The 20,651-nt window shown below is 70.0% G+C and carries 20 protein-coding genes and 1 pseudogene; 6 read left to right on the top strand and 15 right to left on the bottom strand.

What is annotated here, in order from left to right; genetic code table 11:
* Nucleotides 1–10 precede the first annotated feature (10 nt).
* The 5 genes from ABD329_RS06240 to ABD329_RS06220 are packed head-to-tail and all read right to left on the bottom strand — an operon-like array spanning nt 11 to nt 3,639.
* Complete coding sequence (locus ABD329_RS06240; RefSeq protein ID WP_198280033.1) at nt 11–622, bottom strand: acyl-CoA-like ligand-binding transcription factor; 612 nt, start codon at nt 620–622, stop codon at nt 11–13.
* Nucleotides 623–676: 54 nt separating this feature from the next.
* Nucleotides 677–1,867 (bottom strand): methyltransferase domain-containing protein, encoded by a 1,191-nt coding sequence (locus tag ABD329_RS06235; RefSeq protein WP_309142863.1) that lies wholly within the window; start codon nt 1,865–1,867, stop codon nt 677–679.
* Nucleotides 1,864–2,829 (bottom strand): ATP-grasp ribosomal peptide maturase, encoded by a 966-nt coding sequence (gene tgmB / locus ABD329_RS06230; RefSeq protein ID WP_198280034.1) that lies wholly within the window; start codon nt 2,827–2,829, stop codon nt 1,864–1,866. Before tgmB ends, ABD329_RS06235 begins: the two co-directional genes overlap by 4 nt.
* A gap of 4 nt (nt 2,830–2,833) precedes the next feature.
* A complete protein-coding gene (gene tgmA / locus ABD329_RS06225) occupies nt 2,834–3,130 on the bottom strand; it encodes a putative ATP-grasp-modified RiPP (RefSeq protein WP_198280035.1) in 297 nt (98 codons plus the stop codon).
* The gene (locus ABD329_RS06220; protein ID WP_344316072.1) at nt 3,127–3,639 is read right to left on the bottom strand and encodes an ATP-binding protein; all 513 of its coding nucleotides are present in this window, start codon (nt 3,637–3,639) and stop codon (nt 3,127–3,129) included. Before ABD329_RS06220 ends, tgmA begins: the two co-directional genes overlap by 4 nt.
* Before the next feature lie 171 nt (nt 3,640–3,810).
* On the opposite strand from ABD329_RS06220, the gene ABD329_RS06215 reads away from it, so the two are divergent.
* On the top strand, nt 3,811–4,686 hold the full coding sequence (locus ABD329_RS06215; RefSeq protein ID WP_309142678.1) for a helix-turn-helix domain-containing protein: 876 nt from the start codon (nt 3,811–3,813) through the stop codon (nt 4,684–4,686).
* 5 nt (nt 4,687–4,691) lie between these two features.
* Nucleotides 4,692–4,877: a DUF397 domain-containing protein gene (locus ABD329_RS06210; RefSeq protein ID WP_198276456.1), complete on the top strand. Its 186-nt coding sequence runs from the start codon at nt 4,692–4,694 to the stop codon at nt 4,875–4,877.
* Here the strand turns inward: ABD329_RS06210 and ABD329_RS06205 are convergent.
* Both ABD329_RS06205 and ABD329_RS06200 read right to left on the bottom strand, forming a co-directional pair.
* Nucleotides 4,858–5,601 (bottom strand): SDR family oxidoreductase, encoded by a 744-nt coding sequence (locus tag ABD329_RS06205; RefSeq protein WP_198276457.1) that lies wholly within the window; start codon nt 5,599–5,601, stop codon nt 4,858–4,860. The two genes, ABD329_RS06210 and ABD329_RS06205, sit on opposite strands and share 20 nt — an antisense overlap.
* Nucleotides 5,602–5,633: 32 nt before the next feature.
* Nucleotides 5,634–6,647 carry an alpha/beta fold hydrolase gene (locus ABD329_RS06200; protein WP_198276458.1) on the bottom strand — a complete coding sequence of 338 codons (1,014 nt, stop codon included), beginning with the start codon at nt 6,645–6,647 and terminating at the stop codon, nt 5,634–5,636.
* A gap of 118 nt (nt 6,648–6,765) precedes the next feature.
* Here ABD329_RS06200 and ABD329_RS06195 point away from each other — a divergent pair, with 118 nt between their 5' ends.
* Nucleotides 6,766–7,692, top strand: coding sequence for a LysR family transcriptional regulator (locus ABD329_RS06195; protein WP_198276459.1), 927 nt, complete (start codon nt 6,766–6,768; stop codon nt 7,690–7,692).
* An 89-nt stretch (nt 7,693–7,781) separates the two neighbouring features.
* Here ABD329_RS06195 and ABD329_RS06190 read toward each other — a convergent pair whose 3' ends face one another.
* Both ABD329_RS06190 and pip read right to left on the bottom strand, forming a co-directional pair.
* Nucleotides 7,782–8,174 carry a glycosyl hydrolase gene (locus ABD329_RS06190; protein ID WP_198276460.1) on the bottom strand — a complete coding sequence of 131 codons (393 nt, stop codon included), beginning with the start codon at nt 8,172–8,174 and terminating at the stop codon, nt 7,782–7,784.
* Nucleotides 8,175–8,425: 251 nt separating this feature from the next.
* Entirely contained in the window at nt 8,426–9,391 is a 966-nt protein-coding gene (gene pip, locus ABD329_RS06185; protein WP_198276461.1) for a prolyl aminopeptidase, read from the bottom strand.
* 194 nt (nt 9,392–9,585) lie between these two features.
* Between pip and ABD329_RS06180 the strand changes: the two are divergent.
* Nucleotides 9,586–9,706: pseudogene (locus tag ABD329_RS06180) on the top strand (FAD-dependent monooxygenase); the annotation flags it as partial.
* Between the two features lie 4 nt (nt 9,707–9,710).
* On the opposite strand, the gene ABD329_RS06175 reads toward ABD329_RS06180, so the two are convergent.
* Nucleotides 9,711–10,616: an NmrA family NAD(P)-binding protein gene (locus tag ABD329_RS06175; protein ID WP_198276462.1), complete on the bottom strand. Its 906-nt coding sequence runs from the start codon at nt 10,614–10,616 to the stop codon at nt 9,711–9,713.
* Nucleotides 10,617–10,703: 87 nt separating this feature from the next.
* On the opposite strand from ABD329_RS06175, the gene ABD329_RS06170 reads away from it, so the two are divergent.
* Nucleotides 10,704–11,510 (top strand): TetR/AcrR family transcriptional regulator, encoded by an 807-nt coding sequence (locus tag ABD329_RS06170; RefSeq protein ID WP_198276463.1) that lies wholly within the window; start codon nt 10,704–10,706, stop codon nt 11,508–11,510.
* Nucleotides 11,511–11,855: 345 nt separating this feature from the next.
* Here ABD329_RS06170 and ABD329_RS06165 read toward each other — a convergent pair whose 3' ends face one another.
* From ABD329_RS06165 to ABD329_RS06155, 3 genes are all read right to left on the bottom strand, one after another.
* Nucleotides 11,856–12,773, bottom strand: coding sequence for a carbohydrate ABC transporter permease (locus ABD329_RS06165; protein WP_198276464.1), 918 nt, complete (start codon nt 12,771–12,773; stop codon nt 11,856–11,858).
* Between the two features lie 12 nt (nt 12,774–12,785).
* Complete coding sequence (locus ABD329_RS06160) at nt 12,786–14,162, bottom strand: ABC transporter substrate-binding protein (RefSeq protein ID WP_198276465.1); 1,377 nt, start codon at nt 14,160–14,162, stop codon at nt 12,786–12,788.
* Nucleotides 14,163–14,298: 136 nt separating this feature from the next.
* On the bottom strand, nt 14,299–15,309 hold the full coding sequence (locus tag ABD329_RS06155; RefSeq protein ID WP_198276466.1) for a chitinase: 1,011 nt from the start codon (nt 15,307–15,309) through the stop codon (nt 14,299–14,301).
* A gap of 331 nt (nt 15,310–15,640) precedes the next feature.
* Between ABD329_RS06155 and ABD329_RS06150 the strand changes: the two genes are divergently transcribed.
* Nucleotides 15,641–16,660, top strand: a complete 1,020-nt coding sequence (locus ABD329_RS06150; RefSeq protein ID WP_198276467.1) for a GlxA family transcriptional regulator — start codon at nt 15,641–15,643, stop codon at nt 16,658–16,660.
* A gap of 44 nt (nt 16,661–16,704) precedes the next feature.
* Here the strand turns inward: ABD329_RS06150 and ABD329_RS06145 are convergent, their stop codons facing one another.
* Complete coding sequence (locus tag ABD329_RS06145; RefSeq protein ID WP_198276468.1) at nt 16,705–19,515, bottom strand: multifunctional oxoglutarate decarboxylase/oxoglutarate dehydrogenase thiamine pyrophosphate-binding subunit/dihydrolipoyllysine-residue succinyltransferase subunit; 2,811 nt, start codon at nt 19,513–19,515, stop codon at nt 16,705–16,707.
* Nucleotides 19,515–20,618, bottom strand: coding sequence for a TDT family transporter (locus tag ABD329_RS06140; protein WP_246618359.1), 1,104 nt, complete (start codon nt 20,616–20,618; stop codon nt 19,515–19,517). The genes ABD329_RS06145 and ABD329_RS06140 overlap by 1 nt, the downstream gene beginning before the upstream one ends.
* Nucleotides 20,619–20,651 lie beyond the last annotated feature (33 nt).

The following is a 20,651-nucleotide window of genomic DNA, read 5'->3' as shown; positions in this document are numbered from 1 at the left end:
TTGAGTGGCCTTACGGGGTGGAGAGCCCCGCCGCGATCCGGGCGAGGGCGTCCGTGAGCAGGCGGCTCACCGGCACGGCCGCGTCGGTGCGGAGATGGTGGGCGATGGCGGTGTTGACCGCGCCCATGACCGCCGAGGCGACCAGGTGCGGATACAGGTCCTGCTCCAGGTCACCGCCGGTACGTTCCGCGACGGCCGCCGCGATCTCGGCCTCGGCGGTGGCCCCGGCCCGCAACATCTCGCCTCGGAGTGCCGGTTCCGCGATCATCACCCGCACCCCCTCCGTCCACTGCGCCGCGTCGGCGACGGGCGGATGGGCGACCGCCTCCGCATCCGGCGTCGCGAACTGCCGCAGCACGGAGCCGGTGATCGCGTCCCACAGCGGCTCGCCCGGCCGTTCGCGCAGCGCCTCCGCGACGCGCAGACAGCGGTCGAGGTGGCGGAACGCGATCGCCTCGGCCTTGCTCGAGAAGTAGTTGTTGAACGTACGCGGCGAGACCCCGGCGGCCTCGGCGATGTCCTCCACCTTGACCTTGTCGAACCCACGCTCCACGGTCAGCCGCACGGCGGCCCAGCTGAGCGCGGCATGCGTCTGGGCCTTCTTCCGCTCTCGCAGTCCCATGCGGTGAGCGTAGCAAAACTTGCGCGCCCAGCAAATGTGCGGGATACGCAATTTTTAGGGTTCGAGAGGCCAGCGATGTCGTCCGTCCGGAATGTGCCACGCGTAGTGGTGACCGTCGGCTTCGCGGGCATAGCCGAAACGGTCCTGAGCGGGACGCCCGTGGTCATCCCACCACTGCCAGGCGGCCTCCGCCCGCCGCCACAGGTCGGCGCTCCCGCCGTACGTGACGGTGGTGGTGTGCTCATCGGCGATCGGCGCACGTGCCCAGGTGCCGTCGCGCCCCTGGAGCTGGAGCGACAAGGCCCCGGTGTCGTCGTCCACGTGATAGACCAGCTCGGCGCCGGGAAGGTGGAAGGCGAGCAGCAGCCGGAAGGCGTAGTGCGCCCGGATGTCGGCAGCGGTGAGCGAGGTGGAACGGGACCCGGCTCTGGGTGCGTAAGGTGCCCGCCCGGGGTGCCGGTAGGCGTGCGCGTCACTGCGGGCGGCCATGAACCGGCCGGTCGTGGTGGTGAAGCGGCCCACGGCACGTCCCTCGTCGTCCACGGTCAGACGGACCAGGCCACCCTCGATGCCCAGGGACACGTCGGCGAGGATCGCGCCGCCGGGTCGCGTCTGCTCGACCCAGGCGGCCGGGATACGGGGGACCGAGCAGGTCGCGATGGTCCGGTCGAACGGTGCAGGGTGCCCCGGGAAGCCCTGTTGCCCGTCCCCGGCGGCGAGGTGCGGCCGGTACCCCGCGGAGGCGAGCCGGCCACGGGCGACTTCCACGAGACCGGGCGACACATCGACGGAGTGCACAAGGCGATCGCCCAGTCGGGCGCACAGAAGGGCGGCGTTGTACCCCGTGCCGGTGCCGACTTCCAGCACTCGGTGGCCGTCCGCCACGCCCAGGTCCTCCAGCATCCGCGCCATGAGGCTGGGCATTGTGCTGGAGGAGGTCGGAATACCGGTCCACGCGCGCTCGTCGACGCGTTCGGCGGTCTCGGGGTCGAGTGCCGTAACGAGGGTCTGGTCGCTGTAGACGGCGGCTTCCCAGGCATCACGGTCGGCCGCGTCATGCCGGCGCCATATGGTGATGCCCCTGCTGTCGGCCTCCTGCCCGTACCACTCGGGCACGAAGGTATGGCGCGGCACCTTGGCGAACGCCTGGGCCCAGGCGGCCGAACGGATCGCTCCCGCCCGCCGCAAGTCCTCGACCAACGAGCGCAGTCGCGGCGGCGCGCCGTCGAACCGGGGGACACTCACGTGGGTACTCCTTGCAGTTCATCGGCGATGGCTTCGGCGATGGGCAGACCCGTGGCGCCTTGAATCCAGTCCCATTGCCCGCACGGATTAGCCTCCAGGAACGTCCATGCTCCCGATGGTGAGACGACGAAATCGAGGGCGGCGAAGCGAAGGTCCAGGTGACCCATCAGGCGGTGCACCCCCTCGGCGACGTCCGCGGGTGTGTCCGTCCGGTGATAGGTGAGTGAGCCGTAGTCGCTGCGCCAGTCCTCATGACCCAGCGCGCTCCGGGCGTGGACTTCCGCCGCGAGCAGACGGTCGCCCGCGATGGTGAGCCGAACCTCGTACGCCTTCTCGATCCAGGCTTGGAAGAGATGGGCGGTGGTGCCGATGCCACGCAGATCGACCAGGTCGTGCGGGGAGAGGCGCCGGGTGTAGACGGTCTTGAGCTCGTTGCCCTCGATGAATACCGGTGAGGCCACGGGCTTGCAGATGATCGGGCCCGGGGTGTCCTCGGCGAATGCCCTGACGGCATCGGGGTCGTTCGTCACGAGGGTCGGGGGGACCGTGAGGCCGCACTCACGGGCTGTCGCGAGTTGGATCGGTTTGTACTCGGCGCGAGTCATCGCCGCCGGGTGGTTGACCCACCGGGCGTCGAGCGCCGAGATCACTCCTCCGAATCCCGCGCGTGCCTGTGCCGCGGCGAACCGTCGTTCGGCCTCGGACATTCCGTCCGTGAGCCGGAACTGATGAGGTGCGCGGAAGTAGACGGCTTCGATGTCCGAGAGTTCGACTGCCCGGTGGGAGTTGGCGAGTTTGCCGCACCATGCTCGTCGGGTGTCGATGCGCCCAGCGAGGATGGCCTGCTGTGGAAAGTCCGCGGTGTCCATCCGGAATACCCGCACACCTCGGTTGGTGAGTACGTTGACGACGCGGTCCGTCGGCCAGTCGTCGCGGGCGGCGATCACGAGGATGGTGGGCATGGCCTCAATCCTTCGGACCCTCGTCGAGGGGCGGCGGATTGGTCACGTTGCCGTCGGGGACGGTGGGACTGTGCGTCGTCATGTACGGCAGCGGGCCGTCGTAGAGCCCGACCGACATCTGCGATCCCTCGTCGTAGACAACCACTGGTTTCTCGATCACCTGTGTGGAGTCGGGCACACGGGCGAAACGAAGAATCCACGGGCGCGTGGTGGAACCCGAGGGCCCCTCGTCGCTTTGCGGGGTCCGCTCGCCATGGGGTAGGAGCGGAAACGCCTCACGGGGATGCGCGAACGTGGTCACTGCTTGTTGTCCTTTTCCTCGCGATGGTCGAAGCGGCGAGAACCAGTGTGGTCCCATTCGCCTTGGTTACGGCTCGTTTGTGTATCCAGCTCGGCCCAGATCTCCTTGCCGACGGTGCGTTCGCGGACGCCCCAGCGATCCGCGAGGGCGCGGACGATGAGCAGGCCGCGGCCGTGCTTGTCGCGGGGCGACGGGTGGCGGGGGCGGGGGAGCCGCTCGCCCCGGGGGTCGGATACGGCGATCCGCAGGCGGGTCTTGGTGAGCGTGAGCTCGACGCGGAAGAGCCGCCCGGGTACGTGTCCGTGCCGTAAGGCGTTGGTGGCCAGCTCCGACACGATGAGTGCCGTGTCGTCGGCGAGTGCGGGGTGCCCCCACTCGGCGATGAGTCGTGCGGCGTGCTGGCGGGCCCTGGTCACGCTTATCGGTGTCGGGACGTAGTCGACGCGGCCGTCCTGGACGACGGGATCGTTGGGGTCCGGGATCCGGGGGTCTTGGGGCGCGAATGCCATCGCGTACCTCCAGTGGGCAGGGCAGGGCGGAGTGCGTCCGCCAACTGACGTCCCTGTGCGAGCGGTTCATTACGGACCGTAGCCCCGCCACCGTGTGGCACACAAGTTCCTCTTGGAGGATTTCCCCCGATCTGGTTTGCGGCGCCTGCGCCGGGCGGCCAGACTGTGCGCGTGACGACAAGTCAGCCGATGCAGGGCAATAGCACCTCGACCGTTTTGGGACGCAGGCTCGGTGGCGAGCTGACCAAGCTCCGCACCGCGGCGGGCCTGACGCAGACCCATGCCGCCAAGGTGCTCACCGGGTCCACGACCAAGGTCGCCAAGATGGAGGGCGGCTGGGTCCCGATGCGGGACCCGGACATCCGCGCGCTGTGCGAGCTGTACGGCTTGAGCGACCCGGCAGCGGTGGGCGGGTTGCTGGAGCTGGCTCGCGTTGATCGTGAGCGCCGCAAGGCGAAGGGCTGGTGGAATGAGTTCCCGAACCTCGGGGACATGCAGGAATACGTCGCGCTGGAGAACGCGGCCACGGCCATCAAGGCATGGCAGCTCACCTTCGTCCCGGGACTGTTGCAGACGCCGGACTACATCCGGGCACTCCGGAATGATGCCCCGTCGGCGGGCGGCGACCATGAGGAGTTCGTGGCGGCGAGGCTCGCACGCCAGCGGCGGCTCGATGAGGCTCCGCAACTCTCACTGCGGGCAGTGGTCTACGAGGCCGCGCTGCGGAACCTCATCGGCGGCGCGGACGTGATGCGTGGGCAGTTGGACCATCTGGTAGCCGTGGCCCGGAAGGACAGCGTCAGCCTGCGCGTTCTTCCGTTCAGCGCGGGAGCCCGCCATGGGCTGAACTGCACGTTCAACATCATCTCCTTCGCCGAACCCGGAGCGATGGACGTGGTGTACATGGAGGTTCCGTTCAGGCGGATCTGGGTCGAAGGCGGAGATGCGGCTGCACAACACGATGAGTTGTTCGAGAGAATCGCTGAGCGTGCCCTGAACGAGCACGATTCCCTGGAACTCATCGCAAACCTGAGTGGAGAGCTGTAACCCCGATGCCTGCTTTCGCATTCCGCAAGTCGAGCCATAGCGACCCTGAGCGCGAATGCGTGGAGGTGGCCACGAACGTGCCCAACATCGTGGCGGTACGCGACTCCAAGGACCCGGAGGGTCGAATACTCCGGTTCACCCCCGCCGCCTGGGCGGCCTTCCAGCGTGCCCTCAGAGCATCGAACGGGTGAGGCCGCCGTCAACGGCGATCGTGGTGCCCGTGACGTACGAGGCCAACGGCGTGGCGAGGAAGCAGACGACGGAGGCGAGTTCGTCCGGTGTGCCGAACCGCCCCATGGGGATGGTGTCCGTGGCGTCCGTCGGCACGCCGTCCGGGTAGAGCTCGCGTGCCCGGGACGTCAGAATCCGGCCGGGCGCCACGCAGTTGACCGCGATGCCGTCCGGCGCCAGCTCGTTGGCCAGCGTCTTCAGGTATCCGGTCAGCCCGGGGCGGATCAGGTTGGACAGTGCGACCAGTGACGTCGGCTCCTTCACCGTGGTCGTCGTCACCGCGACGATCCGGCCGTACGGGCTGTGCCGTAGGTGGGAAACGGCGGCGCCGACCATGCGGACCAGGGGCAGCAGCAGGGTGCGGAACGCGTCGTGCGCGGCGTGCTCGTCGATCTGTAGCGCGGTGCCCGGACGCGGCCCTCCCGTGTTCCACACCAGGATGTCGACACCGCCGAAGCGGCCGACGGTGTGCTCGACGACCCGGCCCGCCGCACCTTCCTCGGAGAGGTCGGCGACCATGGGCACCGCGCCGATACGCGCCGCCTCCGTCTCCAGGCTCTCCCGGCGCCGGGCGACGGCGACGACGTTGGCACCCTCGCCGGACAGGCGTTCCGCTATGGCCAGCCCCAGCCCGGACGAGGCGCCGCAGACGATCGCGGTCCGGCCTTTGAGCATGAGATCCATGGTTGTCCTTATCAGAGGGTCAGGGGCGAGGGTCAGGGCGCCGGTGAGCGTCGGACGCGGAGTACCTCGCGCAGGGTGACGCTGGTCTCCTCGGGGCTCTCCAGGGGCCAGAAGTGCCCCCCGGTGACGAAGCGAACCTCGACGCCGGCCGCACGGGGAATGCGCTCGGCGGCGTCGGCGTAGAACTCGCGGGGCTGGCTGCGTGAGTCCCGGCCTTGCATCAGGGTCACCGGAGCGCGCCAGCGCGGGATCAGGTCGGTGCGCCGCTCGATCCACTCCTTCCGGAAGGTGGAGGCCATGTTGTAGCGCGGGACGGCGCGGGTGATCCCGGGATAGGAGTACTCCTGGATGACGCGGCGCATGTCCTCGTCGGCCACCGGCAGATTCCCGACGGAGGCGTACGCCCAGACGACGAACCGTTTCGGGTCCTCCATCAGCCCGCTCCACGGTGCCTCGGCGAGGAGGTCGTCCTGTGGGGCGAGGTCGGGGTGGAAGTGGTGGAGGTGCTGCTCGCCGCGCACATAGTGGCGGACCCGCCCGGGAAGGGTGGCGACGATGTGGTCGCCCTGTACGGTGCCCCGGTCGTGGGTGACCAGGGTGAACCGATCCACCCCGATCGCGTCGAGCAGCGCGACGAGTTGCCCGGCGGCGCCGGAGTGCCGGTAGTCGCCTCGTCCCTTCTCCGACTGTCCATAGCCTTTGAGGTCGATCGCGACGCAGCGGTACGAGTCCGACAGCGCGGCCATCTGGTGGTGCCACAGGAACCATGAGTCGGGCATCCCGTGCAGGAACACCACGGGCTCCCCGGTCCCGGTCTCGACGTAGTGCCACCGGACCGTTTCGTGATCGCCCGGGACGTCCTCGAAGTGGTGGGTGAACACGGCCCCGTCGAGTTCCTCGGTGTCCCCGTCGCGGTCGGCGGGACGGGGCCGCACATCGGCGTAGCGCTCAAGACGCCGGGCCACGACGGCGTCGGGCGGTACGAAGCTCTCGATGGCCTGCCGTGCCCGCACGGGGAGTTCGGTGTAGCGCCACTTGTGGTCCATCGACGTTTTCTCCGGTGGTCGAGGTTCGAGCCGACCCGTCCACCCTCACTTGGGCGTGCCCATCACGTCCAACGATGTCTGCTGCTGAGCGCCAGCACGATCGGTGATAATGGAGGGCGTGGAACTGCGCCACCTCGAATACTTCCTCGCGGTCGCCGACTCCGGGAGCTTCACCCGCGCGGCGAAGACGCTGCACGTCGTCCAGTCAGGCGTGTCGGCGACGGTCAGGGCACTGGAACGGGAGCTGGGATCGGCCCTGTTCACCCGGAGCCCACAGGAAGTCACCTTGACGGCGGCCGGACGTGCCTTCCTGCCCCGGGCGCGAGAGACCCTGGACGCGGCGCGCGCCGCCAAGGACGCCGTTCACCGGATACAGGGCGCCTTGCACGGCACGGTCACGGTCGGCACCCAGACCTCGATCGACCTCGTCGACCTGCCCGGACTCCTGGCCGCGCTGCGCGCCCGCCATCCCGGTGTCGCGGTGCGGCTCCGAGCGGCCATGGCGGGGTCGGCGGGTCTGGCGGAGCAGCTGCGCGACGGTCGGCTCGACGTCGCCTTCCTCTCCCTGCCCGGGCCGCCACCGGCCGATCTCACCACCCGGCTGCTGGCCTCCTTACCCATGGTCGTGTACGTGGCCGACTCACATCCGCTGGCCGGGGCCGGCCGGGTGCCACTGGCGCGACTGGCCGAGTTCCCGTTCATCGACTCCCCGCCGGGCTTCGGCAACCGCGCCGTGGCCGACCAGGCCTTCGCCGCCGCAGGGGTGCAGCGGGAGGTATCCGTCGAGGTCGCGGACATCGGCACTGCCGTCAACTTCATCCGGGCGGGGCTGGGCATCGCCTTTCTCGGCCATTTCCTGGTCCCTGACCGGACCGGCCTGGACACGGTGCGGGTCGCGGACCACGAACTGCGCTGGCGGCTCACCGTCGCCACCGCCGCGACCCGGCGCCCCAGCGCGGCCACCGAGGCGTTCCTGGAGCTGCTCGGTGAGCGACATCCCGCGCCACTCGGGGGCGCCCTCACTCAGGTTCGCGACACGGTGTGATTCGCCCCGAAGCGGGGCGGTCGCGAATCGCCGAGCGGCCCGTGGTGTCCGCTTCCGTAGACACCACGGGCCATGGAGATATGTTCAGGTCACCACCAGATGGTGCAGGCGACATCCGGATAGTTGCTGGCCTTGCCGCAGGCCCGCATGAGGTTGCCCTTGTTGTTGAACGCGTCGGTGTGGTTGCTGCCGCCGGTGTTGATCTTGGTGACGCTGAGCTGGTTCCAGGTTCGACCGCCGTCGTAGCTGCGGTCCACCCACACCAGGTCACCCGGGGAGCCGAAGATCCTGCCCCATGCGCATGTCCCGTTGTACCGCAGCTCGATGCCGCGGGAGTGGGTCGAGGCGGACGCGACCGTCCTGGCGTTGTTGGTGTTGCAGCCTTCGGCGGCCTGAGCCGGAGCCGCTGTCACCGCGGTGAGCATGGCACCGGTGAGCCCCGCTGCGGCGATGGTCCCGAGGAGGGCGTTGCGCGTACCCATGACTGGCGTCCTTCCGGTTGTGTGAGTCGCTCATTCAGCGACATACCGGGTGTACCGCAAGTCCGCTGGGACCGGTCCCGCCCGATGTGGGTGGGTATGGCCTGAAGTCGCCGGGGGCCGCGCTCGTCGCATCCGGATCCGGCCTCGGCGTACGGACGGAGGGTCCCGCCACCGCCGCCGTGGGAGCCGCAACCCGGGACCCGGCCGGGTTCAGACCTCACGCTCCGACCGGCAGCGCACCGCGGAGCCAGTCACCGCCCCTCCTTGCCGAAGCGGGCGATCGCCTCCAGGACGGCGGCCCGCAGCGTGGGGCTGCCCGTGTGCCCCGAGTCGTCGATCACCTTCAGCTCCGCGTCCGGCCAGGCCCTGGACAGCTCCCACGCGCTCTGCAACGGACTGCCCAGGTCGAGTCGCCCATGGATCAGCACCGCGGGGATGCCGGCCAGCCGGTGCGCGTCGCGGAGGAGTTGTCCGTCCTCGAGCCACGCGTCGTGGGAGAAGTAGTGGGCGCAGATCCGGACGAAGGCCATCAGCGCGTCGTCGGTCTTGTCGCTGTAGTAGCCCGGATGCCCCAGCGCCTCATGGGCGATGACGGCGTCCTCCCAAGCGCACCAGGCCCGCGCGGCCTTGACCCGGACCGCCTCGTCCGGACCGTTCACCAGCCGGTCGTACGCCGCGACGAGACCATCGCCCCGCTCCGCCTCCGGCACCGCGTCGCGGAACGCCTCCCAGGCGCCGGGCAGCAGGCGTCCGACACCGCGGTAGAGCCAGTCGATCTCGTCCGGCCGGGTCATGGTGACTCCCGAGATGACGATCTCGGACACCCGCTCGGGGTGGCGCTCGGCGTACGCGAGGATCAGCGTCGAGCCCCAGGAGCCGCCGTAGAGGAGCCAGCGGTCGATGCCCAAGTGCTCGCGCAGCCGCTCCATGTCGGCGATGAGGTGGTCGGTGGTGTTGTGCTCGAGGCTGACGGACGGGTCGGCGGCGTGCGGCAGGCTCTCACCGCAGCCGCGCTGGTCGAACAGGACGATCCGGAAGACCTCGGGGTCGAACATCCCGCGAGCGCCGCGGCGCCCTCCGCTGCCGGGCCCGCCGTGCACCCACAGGGCCGCCTTCCCTCGCGGATTCCCGCTGGTCTCCCAGTAGATCCGGTTCCCGTCGCCGACCTCGAGCAGGCCGTGCGCGTACGGTTCGACGGGCGGGAACGGCTCGGCCATGGCGGTCTCCTCCAGAAGGCGCGAAAGGGCAACCTCGCGAGGCTAGTCCACGGCCGAGACGGCGTCTCCTGATTTGTCCATGGCCTGAACCCGTGGCGGGGCGGGCGGCGTCACCGAGCCCATGGAGAGCCGAGCGTCACTCCGGCGGCCGGATGGTGAGTTTGTCGGCCACGGCGTCGAGGACCCACTCCAGGCCGGTCACGGGGGCGGGCGCGAACCTCGCGATGCTGGAAGGCGCCGAACTCGCCGAGTCCATCGCCACCGGCCCCGGAGACCTGGACGAGGCCCGTCCGCGCCTTCGAGGAACGGATGTGGCTCGTCAGGCGTTCAGCAGGGCCTTGAGGCGGGCCGCGCCGTGGTGGGTCAGCCAGTCCTCGAAGGTGAACAGGCCGGGGTGGATGGCGCGCAGGGACTCGATGTCGACCAAGGGATAGATGCCGTCGTTGAGGGACTGGATACCGCGGGCGGCCTCCTCGCTCTGGGCGCGTACGGCATCGAGGGGGATGTGGACGTACGGGACCTCCCGGCCCGTGGCCCGGCTGATGGCGGCGGCGGTCTCCGGCGGGGTGAGGGTGTCGCCCGCCAGGGCGAAGGCGCGGGAGCGGAAGCGGTCGGGGGCGTCGAAGGCGAGGGCGGCGAAGGCCGCGATGTCGGACAGCGCGATGAACTGCTGGCGGGTGTCCGGGTTGTAGGGGGTGGCCAGGGCGCCGTCCCGCAGCCCCCAGGTGGGGTGGAGGAGGTTCTCCATGAAGGACGTGGGGCGCAGGACGGTCGTGGGCACGCCGATCGCGCCGGTGTGCTCCTCGACGCGCCGCTTGCTCTCCAGCGTCGACAGCCCGCTGTCGACGTCGGCGCCGAACGCGGAGGCGTAGACGAGGAGTTGGGCCCCGGCCGCCAGCGCGGCGTCCGCCACGTTCCGGCCCCGCCGCACCTCGTCGTCCGGTCCGTATTCCGCGGGCAGGCCCGGCATGCCGGGGGTGGGCTGGACGCTGAAGACACCGTGGGCCCCTCGGGCCGCCGCGTCGAGCGAGGCGCGGTCGTCCAGGTCGCCCGCGACCAGTTCGGCGCCCGCCGAGGCGAGGGCGACTGCCGCGGGGCTGGTGGTGTCCCGGGTGAGCGCGCGTACGTGCAGGCCGTCCGCGAGCAGCCGCCTCGCGGTGGCGCCGCCCTGCTGACCGGTCGCGCCGGTCACCAGGATGATTCGTTTCGACGTCATGGTGGTCATGGCGGAAGGCTCCCGAGTAGAATCGGAACGAGTAACCCGGTTAACGTACCGGAACGGATGACCCGCTTGTCAATCAGGGAGACGGCGATGGCGAGGGAACCGGCGCACGGCGCCGCAGAGGGTGACGGGCCCTCCCCGGAAGGGCTGCCCTCGCGCGCCGACGCGCGGCGGAACAGGGCGCGGGTACTGGCCGCGGCCAGGGCCTCGTTCGCGGCGGAGGGCCGCATGGTGCCGCTCGGCGCCATCGCCGCGCGGGCCGGGGTGGGCGCCGGGACGGTGTACCGCCACTTCCCCTCCAAGGAGGACCTTTTCGAAGCGGTGATCGCCGACAGCGTGGAGCGGTTCGTCGCCGAGGGGCGGGCGTTGGCCGTGGCCGAGGACCCGGGGGCGGCGTTCTTCGGCTTCCTGGAGCGCGTGGTCGGGGAGGCGTCGCTCAACCGTGCGCTGTGCGAGGCCTTCGCCCGGGAGGCGCCCGGCCGTATCCCCGACGCGGCGGCGGACGGTGCCGGGCGCGAGTTCGAAGAGGTGCTGAGCGTGCTGCTCCGGCGTTCCCAGGAGGCCGGAGCGGTCAGGGCGGATGTCGAAGTGCCGGACGTGCGGGCGCTGGTGGCGGGGTGCGCGGCCATGGAGCAGGCGCGCGGCCCCGGCGCCGGGGTGCTGACGGCGGTGATGTGCGACGGACTGCGAGCGGAAAAAGCCGTAACGAAATTCCATAACGTAACGGGAGAGCCGCACGGTGGAGCCGCCGTTACGCGTGACGAAACCGATCGCTGCGGGATGTGCGGTGACCCGCTGCCCGGCGACCGCGCCAGCCGTGCCGGCCGCCCCGCGCGGTTCTGCGGGGCGGCGTGCAGACAGAAGGCCTACCGGCGGCGCACCCGCGCTGGTGGTTGACCGCACGTCCGGGACCGATCGGACTAAGAGGCGGCTGGGTGACGTATGTCATGTGAACGCGGCCGTCCCCGCGGACAGGTGAAGGTGTGACCACAGACAGGGGCATGGGCCGGCCGTCGGGCGCAAAGGCGTCGGACAGAAAGGTGACGGGTACCGGGCCGTCGGCGAGCGCCACGCAGGCCGCAGCGGCGTGCGCCCTGGTGGTCGCGGCGGTGCTGACGGGGGCCGCGCTCGTGGCGCCCGGGTCCGGCCTCGGCGTGCGGACGGAGGGGCCCGCCACCGCCGTGGGAGCCGTCACCGTCGACCCGGGCGGGTCCACCGCCCCGGCGGGGTTCAGGGCGGGGCTCAGACCTCCTCGCGCAGCAGCCGCAGATACACCACCGAGAACAGCGCGCCCACCAGCAGCAACAGCAGGGCCACCGCCGTGCCGTAGCCGATGAGGGACTTGTTGAACGCCTGGTCGTACATGAAGACCGGGAGGGTCTGGCTGCGGTTCCCCGGGCCGCCGCGGGTCATCGCCCAGATGAGGCCGAACACCGACAGCGTCTGCAACGTGTTCAGCATCAGGTTCGTGCCGATGGAGCGGCGGATCATCGGCAGGGTGACGTGCCAGAAGCGGCCGAGGCCGCCGGCGCCGTCGACCTCCGCCGCCTCGGTGATCTCCTTGGGGATCTCGGCCAGCGCGGCGGAGTAGACGAGCATCGAGAAGGCCGTGCCGCGCCAGACGTTGGCGAAGGAGACGGCGAGGATGGGCAGGGTGTAGAGCCAGTTCTGGGACGGCAGGCCCAGCCAGTCCAGCAGCGCGTTGAGCGTGCCCTCGCGGCGGAAGAACGCGTACAGCAGGAAGCCCGCCACGATCTCGGGGACGACCCAGGCCGCGATGACGATCGAACCGGTCAGGGTGCGCACTGGCCGGGAGGCGCGCTGCATCAGGGCGGCCAGGGCCAGGCCGAGGGTGTTCTGGCCGACGAGGGAGGAGAGCAGGGTGAAGACGAGGGTGAGGACGACCGCGTTGCGGAAGTCGTCGTCCCCGAAGGCGCGCTGGAAGTTGTCCAGGCCCACGAAGTCCGTGGAGGACGCGCCCGTGAGCTGCATGTTCGTGAAGGCGATATAGACGCAGTAGGCGATCGGGCCACCGAGGAAGAGCAGCAGCATGACGGTGGCGGGGGCGAGCGGGAGCCAGCGCAGGGGGCGGCCGCGACGGGGGCCCGGCCGGGCCGGGGTCTCCGTCGGGGCCGCCGCCACCTTGGTCGCGGTTGCCATCGGGGGCGGCCCTCAGCCCTGGCCGCCCGCCGCCACCGTGGCGCCGTCGGCGATGGACTTCAACTGGTCGTCGTAGGACTTCGCGGCCTTCTCCGGTGATGAGTCACCCGTGGTCGCCGCCTCCATCGCCTCGCCGATCGCCGTGGAGACCTGCGGATAGACGGGGGTGGTGGGGCGGTAGTGGGTGTTCTTCACCAGGCTTGTGAAGAAGGTGATCCCGGGCATGGACGAGGTGTACTTCGGGTCCTGCGCGACGTCCTTGCGGACCGCGATCTGCGCGTCGACGATGTCCCAGGTGACCGCGTTGTCCTTGGTCTGGAGCTGCTGGATGAACTTCCAGGCCAGATCGGGGTTCTTGGACTTCGCGGTGATCGCCCACGTCCAGCCGCCGGACATGCTGACCTTGCCGGGCGCCTGGCCGTGCTGCGTGGGCATCGGCGCCTGGCCGAGGGTCTTGGACCACTCGGGCCAGGGCTTGCCGCCGGTCTTCAGCCAGTTCTGGCCGAGCCAGGAGCCGTCGAGGGCGATGGCCAGCTTGCCCTGGGGCAGCCATTCGCTGTAGACGGTGGTGCCGACGTTGGGGTCGAGGGCATCGGAGATGTCCGGGCCCAGCTTCTCGGAGTAGACCGTCTTGAGGAAGCCGAGGGCGTCGCTGAACCCCTTGCCGCCGGTGACCCACTTCTTGGCGCCGGGGTCGTAGAGCGGGTTCCCGCCCGCCTCGCCCGTGCCGTACAGCAGCATCTCGAAGCCCTGCATCACGGAGGTCTCGCCCGGGGCCTTGCCGGTGTAGACGTTGAGCGGGGTGATGCCGGGGACCTTCTTCTTGATCGTGCGCGCCGCCTCGAGGATCTCGTTCCAGTTCTTCGGGGACCAGTCGGCGGGCAGCCCGGCCTTGGCGAAGATCTTCTTGTTGAACCACAGGCCGCGGGTGTCGGTGCCGTCCGGGACGCCGTACGTCTTGCCGTCCTCGGCCTTGGCGGCGGCCTTCGCGGTGTCGACGAACTGGTCCCAGGTCTTCCACTTGGCCAGATACTCGTCCAGCGGGCGCAGATAGCCCGCCTTGATGTCGGAGTTGATCCGGAAGGTGTCCTCGTAGACCAGGTCCGGGGCGGTCTTGGGGGACCGCATCATCTGCTGGACCTTGGTGGCGTAGTCGTTGTCCTGCGCCTGGATCGGGATCAGCTTGACCTTCTTGCCGGGGTTGGCCTTCTCGAACTGCTTCTTGACCTCGGCCAGATGGTTGTCCTTGAACCGGATCTTGTTGTCGGTGGAGCGGTTGTAGGCGACCTTGACGGTGTCCGGGTCGCTGCCCGAACCGCCACCGCAGGATGTGAGTCCGGCGGTGGCGGCGAGCGTGGCGGCGAGGATCGGTGGGGCGGTGGGGCGCACGGGCACGACCTCCTTGCTGGCCTCTGTGGGCTGCGGGCTGACCGTAAGGTCGGCTTCAACGGAAGGTCAATCCCCGTGACCTGGATGGTCACTTGATCGAACGCCGCCCGGCGGGCGGACGGGGCTCGGCTCGGTGTCAGCCGTTGTAGCCCGCGAGCGCCTTGGTGAAGTCGTACGTGCCCTGGTCGATACCGCTGCACGCGTCCCCGTCGGTGCCGGAGCCGCACTTGCGGTCGCGGTTGAGCGACCAGAAGCTGACGCGGGCCAGGTGGTGGCTCTTGGCGTAGGAGACCATGCTCTTGAAGTTGTTCAGGGATATCGTCTCGCCCGCGACGTCGGTCTTGCCGTTCATCGAGGAGAAGCCCGCCTTGCGGTAGGCGGCGTCGGAGGAGAGGCCGTACGCGCTCGCCACCGTGTTCTTCAGACCGTCCACCGCGGACTTGGTGGCCGCGGCCATGTCGATCGAGCCCTGGCCGAAGTCGAACGGCATGACCGTCCAGCCGTCCACGTCGAGCCCGGCGGCGGCACCGCGCTTGACCAGGTCTTTTCCGTTGGAGTCGGGACCGGTCGTGGTAGTGCCGAAGGTGACGTACACCTTGATGCCGCTGTTCTTCTGCTTGACCGTCTTGAGCGCGTCGATCACGCGCTGGCGGACCGTCGCGTTCTCGAACTCGGTCGACTCGATGTCGATGTCGATCGACTTGAGCTTGTAGGCGTCGATGACCTTCTGGTACGCGCCGGCGAGCGCGGAGGCGGAGGAGCACTTCTCGCCCAGCTTGTTACCGCTCCAGCCGCCGAAGGAGACGGTGACATCGCCGCCCGCCGAGCGGATGGAGTTGATCGTCGACTGGTCGTTGCCGCCGGTGAGCGCGCGGGAGCCGTCCCACTTGGGGTTGCAGCCGCCGTCGGACAGCATGAACGCCATCGTGAACTGCTGGGTGCCGGTGGCCGACATGACGTCCGTGGCCTTGGGCGGGGAGCCCCAACCCAGGTAGAGGTAGGGGCCGTTGAGCCCGCTGGGCGCGGCGGCGGTGTGCGCCGACTCCGGCGCCGCCTGGGCGGTGGCCGCCGTGGTGGCGCCCGCGCCGAGCAGGCCGATGGCGGCGGCGAGGGCGAGTCTGCGGTGCGTCGGCTTGGAAAGAGGCATGGCTGATGGAGCCTCCTGAGTGGGGGGTGGGAGGAAGTCGAGCGAGGCTGAACCTAGCGAGGCGGCATGGCCGCGACAAGATGTCGGATAGGAAACTTTCCTATCGTGCGCTCGCGGGCGACTGGGATGATGTGCCTACCAGCAGGGAGGATGCCGGTCGTAGCCCCGGTTCTGGTCGCGGGCGGATAATGGCGACAGGGAGAACGCGGGCAAATCCAGCGAACCGGATCCGATGTCGGCTGTGATCGGCCCCCGATCCGTCCCGTAACGCCCGCCGACCGGCGCAACGGGGCGCCAGTCCCGCCCCTTGCGTACGGCCCGGAGGCATCCGATGCATGACAAGCGCCCTGGAACGGGCCCGCTCACCGTGACGGTGTTCGTCTTCCCGGGGGTGCGGCTGCTCGATGTGACTGGCCCCATCGAAGTGTTCGCTTCGGCCAACGAGATCGGCGGGCGCTATCGGGTGCGGACGGTGTCCGAGGACGGGGCGGAGGTGATCACCGCCGCCGGGACCCGCCTCGGTGCCGACCTGCGCGTCGATGAGGTGGGCGAGCCGTGCGACGTTCTGGTGATCCCGGGCGGCCCGGAATGGGAAACGCTGATCAAGGACGACGCGTTCCTGGACGTCGTCCGGCGACTGCACGGGAAGGCCCGCCGCACGGCATCGGTGTGCACGGGCGCTTTTCTGCTGGCGGCGGCCGGACTGCTGGACGGGCGTCGCGCCGCGACACACTGGCGGCACGCACGGCAGCTGGCCGAGCGTTTCCCGTCCGTGCGGGTCAAACCGGACGCCATCTTCGTGCGGGACGGGCGCGTGATGACCTCGGCGGGTGTCAGCGCCGGGATCGACCTCTCCCTGGCGCTCGTCGAAGAGCATTACGGTGCGGAGGCGGCTCGAGCGGTTGCCAAGGACATGGTCGTCTTCATGCAACGACCGGGGAACCAGTCCCAGTTCAGCGTCCGCTCCCGGGTCCCGCACTCCCGTCGGGAGACGCTCCGCCGGGTGCTGGACGAGGTCGCCGAGGACCCCGGGGCCAACCACACGCTGTCGGCCATGGCACGCAAGGCGGGCGTCAGCGTCCGTCATGTGGCCCGCCTCTTCGACGAGGAGGTGGGAACCACTCCGGCCCGGTACGTGGAGCAGGTCCGGTTGGAGGCCGCCCAGGTGCTGCTGGAGACGGGCGATGACGCTATGACGGTGGTGGCGCGGCGTACCGGGTTCGGTTCGCCCGAGTCGATGCGCAGGGCGTTCGTGCGGCACCTGGGTGTGACGCCCGGTGCGTACCGGACCAGTTTCCGCACGACCGGGATGGGCGCGAAGGACGCGGCGCCCGAACCCGTCTCGCCGTAGCCGGGGCGCGACGGGTCCCTTCCGCGGTGTTGCAGGCCGCGCGGTCAGCGGAAGGCGGAGGCCACCAGAGCCTTCTGCTCGTCGGCGTGCCGCCGGGCGGAGCCCACGGCCGGGGCCGGGGCCGGCGGTCGGCTGACGCATTCGACGGGGCGGCTCGCAGGCCGCCGCACGCGCGGCCCCACGAAGGACCAGGCGCCCTGGTTCTCCGGCTCCTCCTGCACCCACCGCACCTCGGCGTCGGCGGGGAAACGGGCGAGTTCCGCGCTGAGCTCCCGCTCCGGGAACGGGTGGAGACGCTCCACGCGGACGATCGCGGTGTCCGACAGGTTCGAGCTTCGCCGGTGGGCGTCCAGGTCGTAGAAGACCTTGCCCGAGCACACCAGCACCCGCCGGGTCCTGGCGGCATCGGCCGTCTCGTCCGGCAGGACCGCACGGAACGCGCCCGTGGTGAGCTCCCTCAGCGGGGAGGTGGCCGCCTTCAGCCGCAGCATCGACTTCGGAGTGAACACGACCAGCGGCCTTCTGCGCTCGCGCTCGCCGAGCGCCTGCTGCCTGAGCAGGTGGAAGTAGTTGCCGGGAACGGAGGGCACGGCGACGCTCATGTTCCCCTGCGCGCACAGTTGGAGGAACCGCTCGATCCTGCCGGAGGAGTGGTCCGGTCCCTGCCCCTCCAAACCGTGCGGCAGCAGCAGCGTCACCCCGGAGCGCTGCCCCCATTTCTGTTCGGACGACGCGATGTACTCGTCGACGACCATCTGGGCGCCGTTGGCGAAGTCGCCGAACTGTGCCTCCCACAGCACCAGGGCGTCGGGCCGAGCCAGGGAGTAGCCGTATTCGAAGGCCAGGGCCGCCAGTTCGGAGAGCATCGAGTCGTAGGGCGCGAAGTCCGCGGCCGACGCGCCGAGGGAGCTCAGCGGTATGTGCTCCAGGCCGGTGCGCCGGTCGGTGAGAGCGGCGTGCCGCTGCCCGAACGTGCCGCGGCGGGAGTCCTGCCCGGTCAGCCGCACCGGAACCCCGTCCAGCAACAGGGCGCCGATGGCGAGGGACTCCGCGGTGGCCCAGTCGATCGTTCCCGCGTCCAGCATCGTGGCACGTCGGCGCAGCTGCGGCAGAACGCGCGGGTGCACGGTGAAGCCCTGCGGCGGGATGGTCTGGGCCGCGATCACGTGCCGGGCGGTCGCCTCGGTGATCGCGGTGGGCGCTTGAGGGGCGGCCTCGGTCTCGGCGTCCCCGGCGCTCCCGGTGTCCGTGGCGTTCCGGGCGCTCCCTGGAATGACGCGTTGCGGGGAGTGGCCGGGGGCCGACAGCGCCTGGGTCTCGACGAAGGCACGCTCCAGGCGTTCCCGGTAGTCCCGCAGGGCGCCCTCCACCTGACGTTCGCTGATGTCCCCGCGGCGGATCAGCGCCTCGGCGTACAGCTTGCGCACCGATGGCCTGGCGACGATGCGGTCGTACATCGCCGGCTGTGTGATGGACGGGTCATCGACCTCGCTGTGGCCGTGGCGCCGGTAGCAGATCAGATCGATGACGACGTCCTTGTGGAACGCCTGACGGTAGTCGAACGCCAACCGTGCGACGCGGACGACCGCCTCGGGGTCGTCTCCGTTGACGTGGAAGACGGGGGCTTCGATGGACCGTGCCGCATCGGTGGCGTAGCCGCTCGTGCGGCCGTAGGCGGGTGAGGTCGTGAAGCCGAGCTGGTTGTTGATGACGATGTGCACCGTCCCCCCGGTGCGGTAGCCGGGCAGCTGCGACATGTTCAGCGTCTCGCCGACCACACCCTGACCGGCGAACGCGGCGTCCCCGTGGATGACGATGGGCAGGACGTCGGCGCCGTCCGCGGCAACCTCCTGCTTGGCGCGGACCACTCCCTGGGCCACCGGCCCCACGATCTCCAGGTGCGAGGGGTTCGCCACGACGGAGACAGCGATGGTGTCGCCATTCAGGGCGCGGTAGGTCCCCTCCGCGCCGAGGTGGTACTTCACGTCCCCGGATCCCTGGACCGACCGGATGTCCACCGCGTCCTCGAACTCGTGGAAGATCTCCGCGTAGGACTTGCCGACGATGTTGGCGAGAACGTTGAGCCGGCCGCGGTGTGCCATACCGATGACGGCTTCGCTCACCCCGGTCTTGATGCAGCGGTGCAGCAGCGCGTCCAGCAGCACGATTGCGGACTCGCCGCCTTCGAGCGAATACCGCTTCTGGCCCACGTATTTGGTGTGCAGGAACGTCTCGAGGGCCTCCGCCGCGCCCAGTCGGTAGAGGATCTGCAATTGTTCCGCGCGGTCCGTCCCGGGGGGAGGCGATTCGATCCGCCGCTGGACCCAGCGACGTTCTCCGGCGCTTTGGATGTGCATGTACTGGGTGCCGACGGTCCGGCAGTAGGACTCGCGCAGGACCCGCAGAACGTCGCGAAGGGACATCGTGACCCGCCCGGCGAAGCCGTCGACGACGAACATCCGCTCCAGGTCCTCGTCGCCGAGCCCGAACGCCGTGATGTCGAGCTCCGGGTGCGAGCCCCTCCGCTCCGCCGCGAGCGGATCGGTGTCGGCGATCAGGTGTCCGCGCACCCGGTACGCGTGGATGAGCGCCGCGACGCGGACCGCCTTGACCGCATGGTCACTCACCGTGCCAGGGTCGTGACGCTCCCGGTCCGGCGCGGGGGCGGAGGAGGTGAAGAGGTCCCGCCACGCCTGGTCGACCGAGCCCGGGTCGTGCAGGTACCGCTCGTGCTGCTCCTCGACAAGCCATTCGTTGAGGCCGAATTCCAGCTCATGCGACTGTGTCATGTCATCCAAGCTAAAACAGTCGGAAAGGTGAGAAACGCGGATGAATATGACATGAGAGCAGCACATCAGGACATGTCGCCTGCCGAGTCGGGCAGGACGTTCCGGGCGGCATGGCGCAGGGAGTGGCCGGTCACCACCACCCAGGCGATGACAAGCAGCCCGTAGAGCGGCAGGGCGATCCAGACGAACAGGTCCGAACCGGTCCGTCCCGCGAGGGTGCTGGTGGCCGTCACACAGGCGCCGACCGGGAAGATGAAGGACCACCAGGTGGGCGCGAACGGCAGCCCGGCCCGGATCGTCCGTACGGTCAGTGCCGTGGCCAGCACCCCCCACAGCATGGCGAAGCCCCACAGCACGATCCCGCCCAGCAGCGCGAACACCTCGGTGCCCCGCGCATAGGGCGAGGGCAGCGCGCTCGGTGCCACCGCGGCCAGCGCCCCGAGCGCCGTCACCGCCTGGCCCAACGCCCCCACCCCGATCCACACCGTGGGCACCACCGCTCCGGCGGGGGCCTCATGGTGCACCAGACGGCCGTAGATCATAGCCAGCACCAGCAGCGCCGCGACCAGGCCGAGCCCGAGCATCGCGTAGCAGCCCAGCAGCAGGGCGAGCCGCGGCTGCCCGGCCGGGGCATGGGGGACGAGCAGCGCGCCGGTCGCGGCCGAGACCATCGGCGGCACCACCGGCATCAGCCAGCCCCCGAACGCCGCGTCCGGCGTGAAGCGGTGCCGGGTGACCATCAGATAGGGCACCGCGCAGGCCGTGACGAGGCCGAGCACGGTACCGAGCGACCACAGCACCCAGTCCACGTCCAGTGCCGTTTCGGCTCCGATCAGCGGGCGGCCGAGCAGCAGCGCCCCGGAGCCCACCGTGAGCAGCGCCATCGGCGGCGCGCCGAAGAACTGGGCGGTCACCGGATCACCGGCGTGCGACCGCAGTGCCCCCTGCCGGAGGTAAACGGCGGCCAGCAGGACCAGCAGGAGCGCGGCGCCCAGCCAGACCACCAGGGCGGCGGTCCGCAGCGAGTGGAAGCTCCGTGGCAGGGTGACCGCCGCGTTGGCGACGATGCCGGTACCCATCACGGCGGCGAACCAACTGGGGGCGAGGAGCGGACGCCGCTTGCCGGGTGCCGTAGGCGCCAGAGTGCCGACGTACGGGGAGCAATTCATTCCGCAAACGTATGCGTGGATCGAGGTGGCACT

Source organism: Streptomyces javensis (assembly GCF_039525925.1).
In the GTDB taxonomy this organism is placed as follows: domain Bacteria; phylum Actinomycetota; class Actinomycetes; order Streptomycetales; family Streptomycetaceae; genus Streptomyces; species Streptomyces asiaticus.
Note: the sequence above shows the minus strand (reverse complement) of the source record. Positions and strands in the feature narration are given on the sequence as shown.

Coding starts and splice junctions, on each gene's coding strand:
- ABD329_RS06220 (WP_344316072.1), bottom strand. CDS start 3,639: ATGGCATTCGCGCCCCAAGACCCCCGGATCCCGGACCCCAACGATCCC.
- ABD329_RS06190 (WP_198276460.1), bottom strand. CDS start 8,174: ATGGGTACGCGCAACGCCCTCCTCGGGACCATCGCCGCAGCGGGGCTC.
- ABD329_RS06165 (WP_198276464.1), bottom strand. CDS start 12,773: ATGGCAACCGCGACCAAGGTGGCGGCGGCCCCGACGGAGACCCCGGCC.
- ABD329_RS06140 (WP_246618359.1), bottom strand. CDS start 20,618: ATGAATTGCTCCCCGTACGTCGGCACTCTGGCGCCTACGGCACCCGGC.
- ABD329_RS06210 (WP_198276456.1), top strand. CDS start 4,692: ATGCCTGCTTTCGCATTCCGCAAGTCGAGCCATAGCGACCCTGAGCGC.
- pip (WP_198276461.1), bottom strand. CDS start 9,391: ATGGCCGAGCCGTTCCCGCCCGTCGAACCGTACGCGCACGGCCTGCTC.
- ABD329_RS06175 (WP_198276462.1), bottom strand. CDS start 10,616: ATGACCACCATGACGTCGAAACGAATCATCCTGGTGACCGGCGCGACC.
- ABD329_RS06150 (WP_198276467.1), top strand. CDS start 15,641: ATGCATGACAAGCGCCCTGGAACGGGCCCGCTCACCGTGACGGTGTTC.
- tgmB (WP_198280034.1), bottom strand. CDS start 2,829: ATGCCCACCATCCTCGTGATCGCCGCCCGCGACGACTGGCCGACGGAC.
- ABD329_RS06240 (WP_198280033.1), bottom strand. CDS start 622: ATGGGACTGCGAGAGCGGAAGAAGGCCCAGACGCATGCCGCGCTCAGC.
- ABD329_RS06170 (WP_198276463.1), top strand. CDS start 10,704: ATGGCGAGGGAACCGGCGCACGGCGCCGCAGAGGGTGACGGGCCCTCC.
- ABD329_RS06145 (WP_198276468.1), bottom strand. CDS start 19,515: ATGTGCTGCTCTCATGTCATATTCATCCGCGTTTCTCACCTTTCCGAC.
- ABD329_RS06205 (WP_198276457.1), bottom strand. CDS start 5,601: ATGGATCTCATGCTCAAAGGCCGGACCGCGATCGTCTGCGGCGCCTCG.
- ABD329_RS06200 (WP_198276458.1), bottom strand. CDS start 6,647: ATGGACCACAAGTGGCGCTACACCGAACTCCCCGTGCGGGCACGGCAG.
- ABD329_RS06155 (WP_198276466.1), bottom strand. CDS start 15,309: ATGCCTCTTTCCAAGCCGACGCACCGCAGACTCGCCCTCGCCGCCGCC.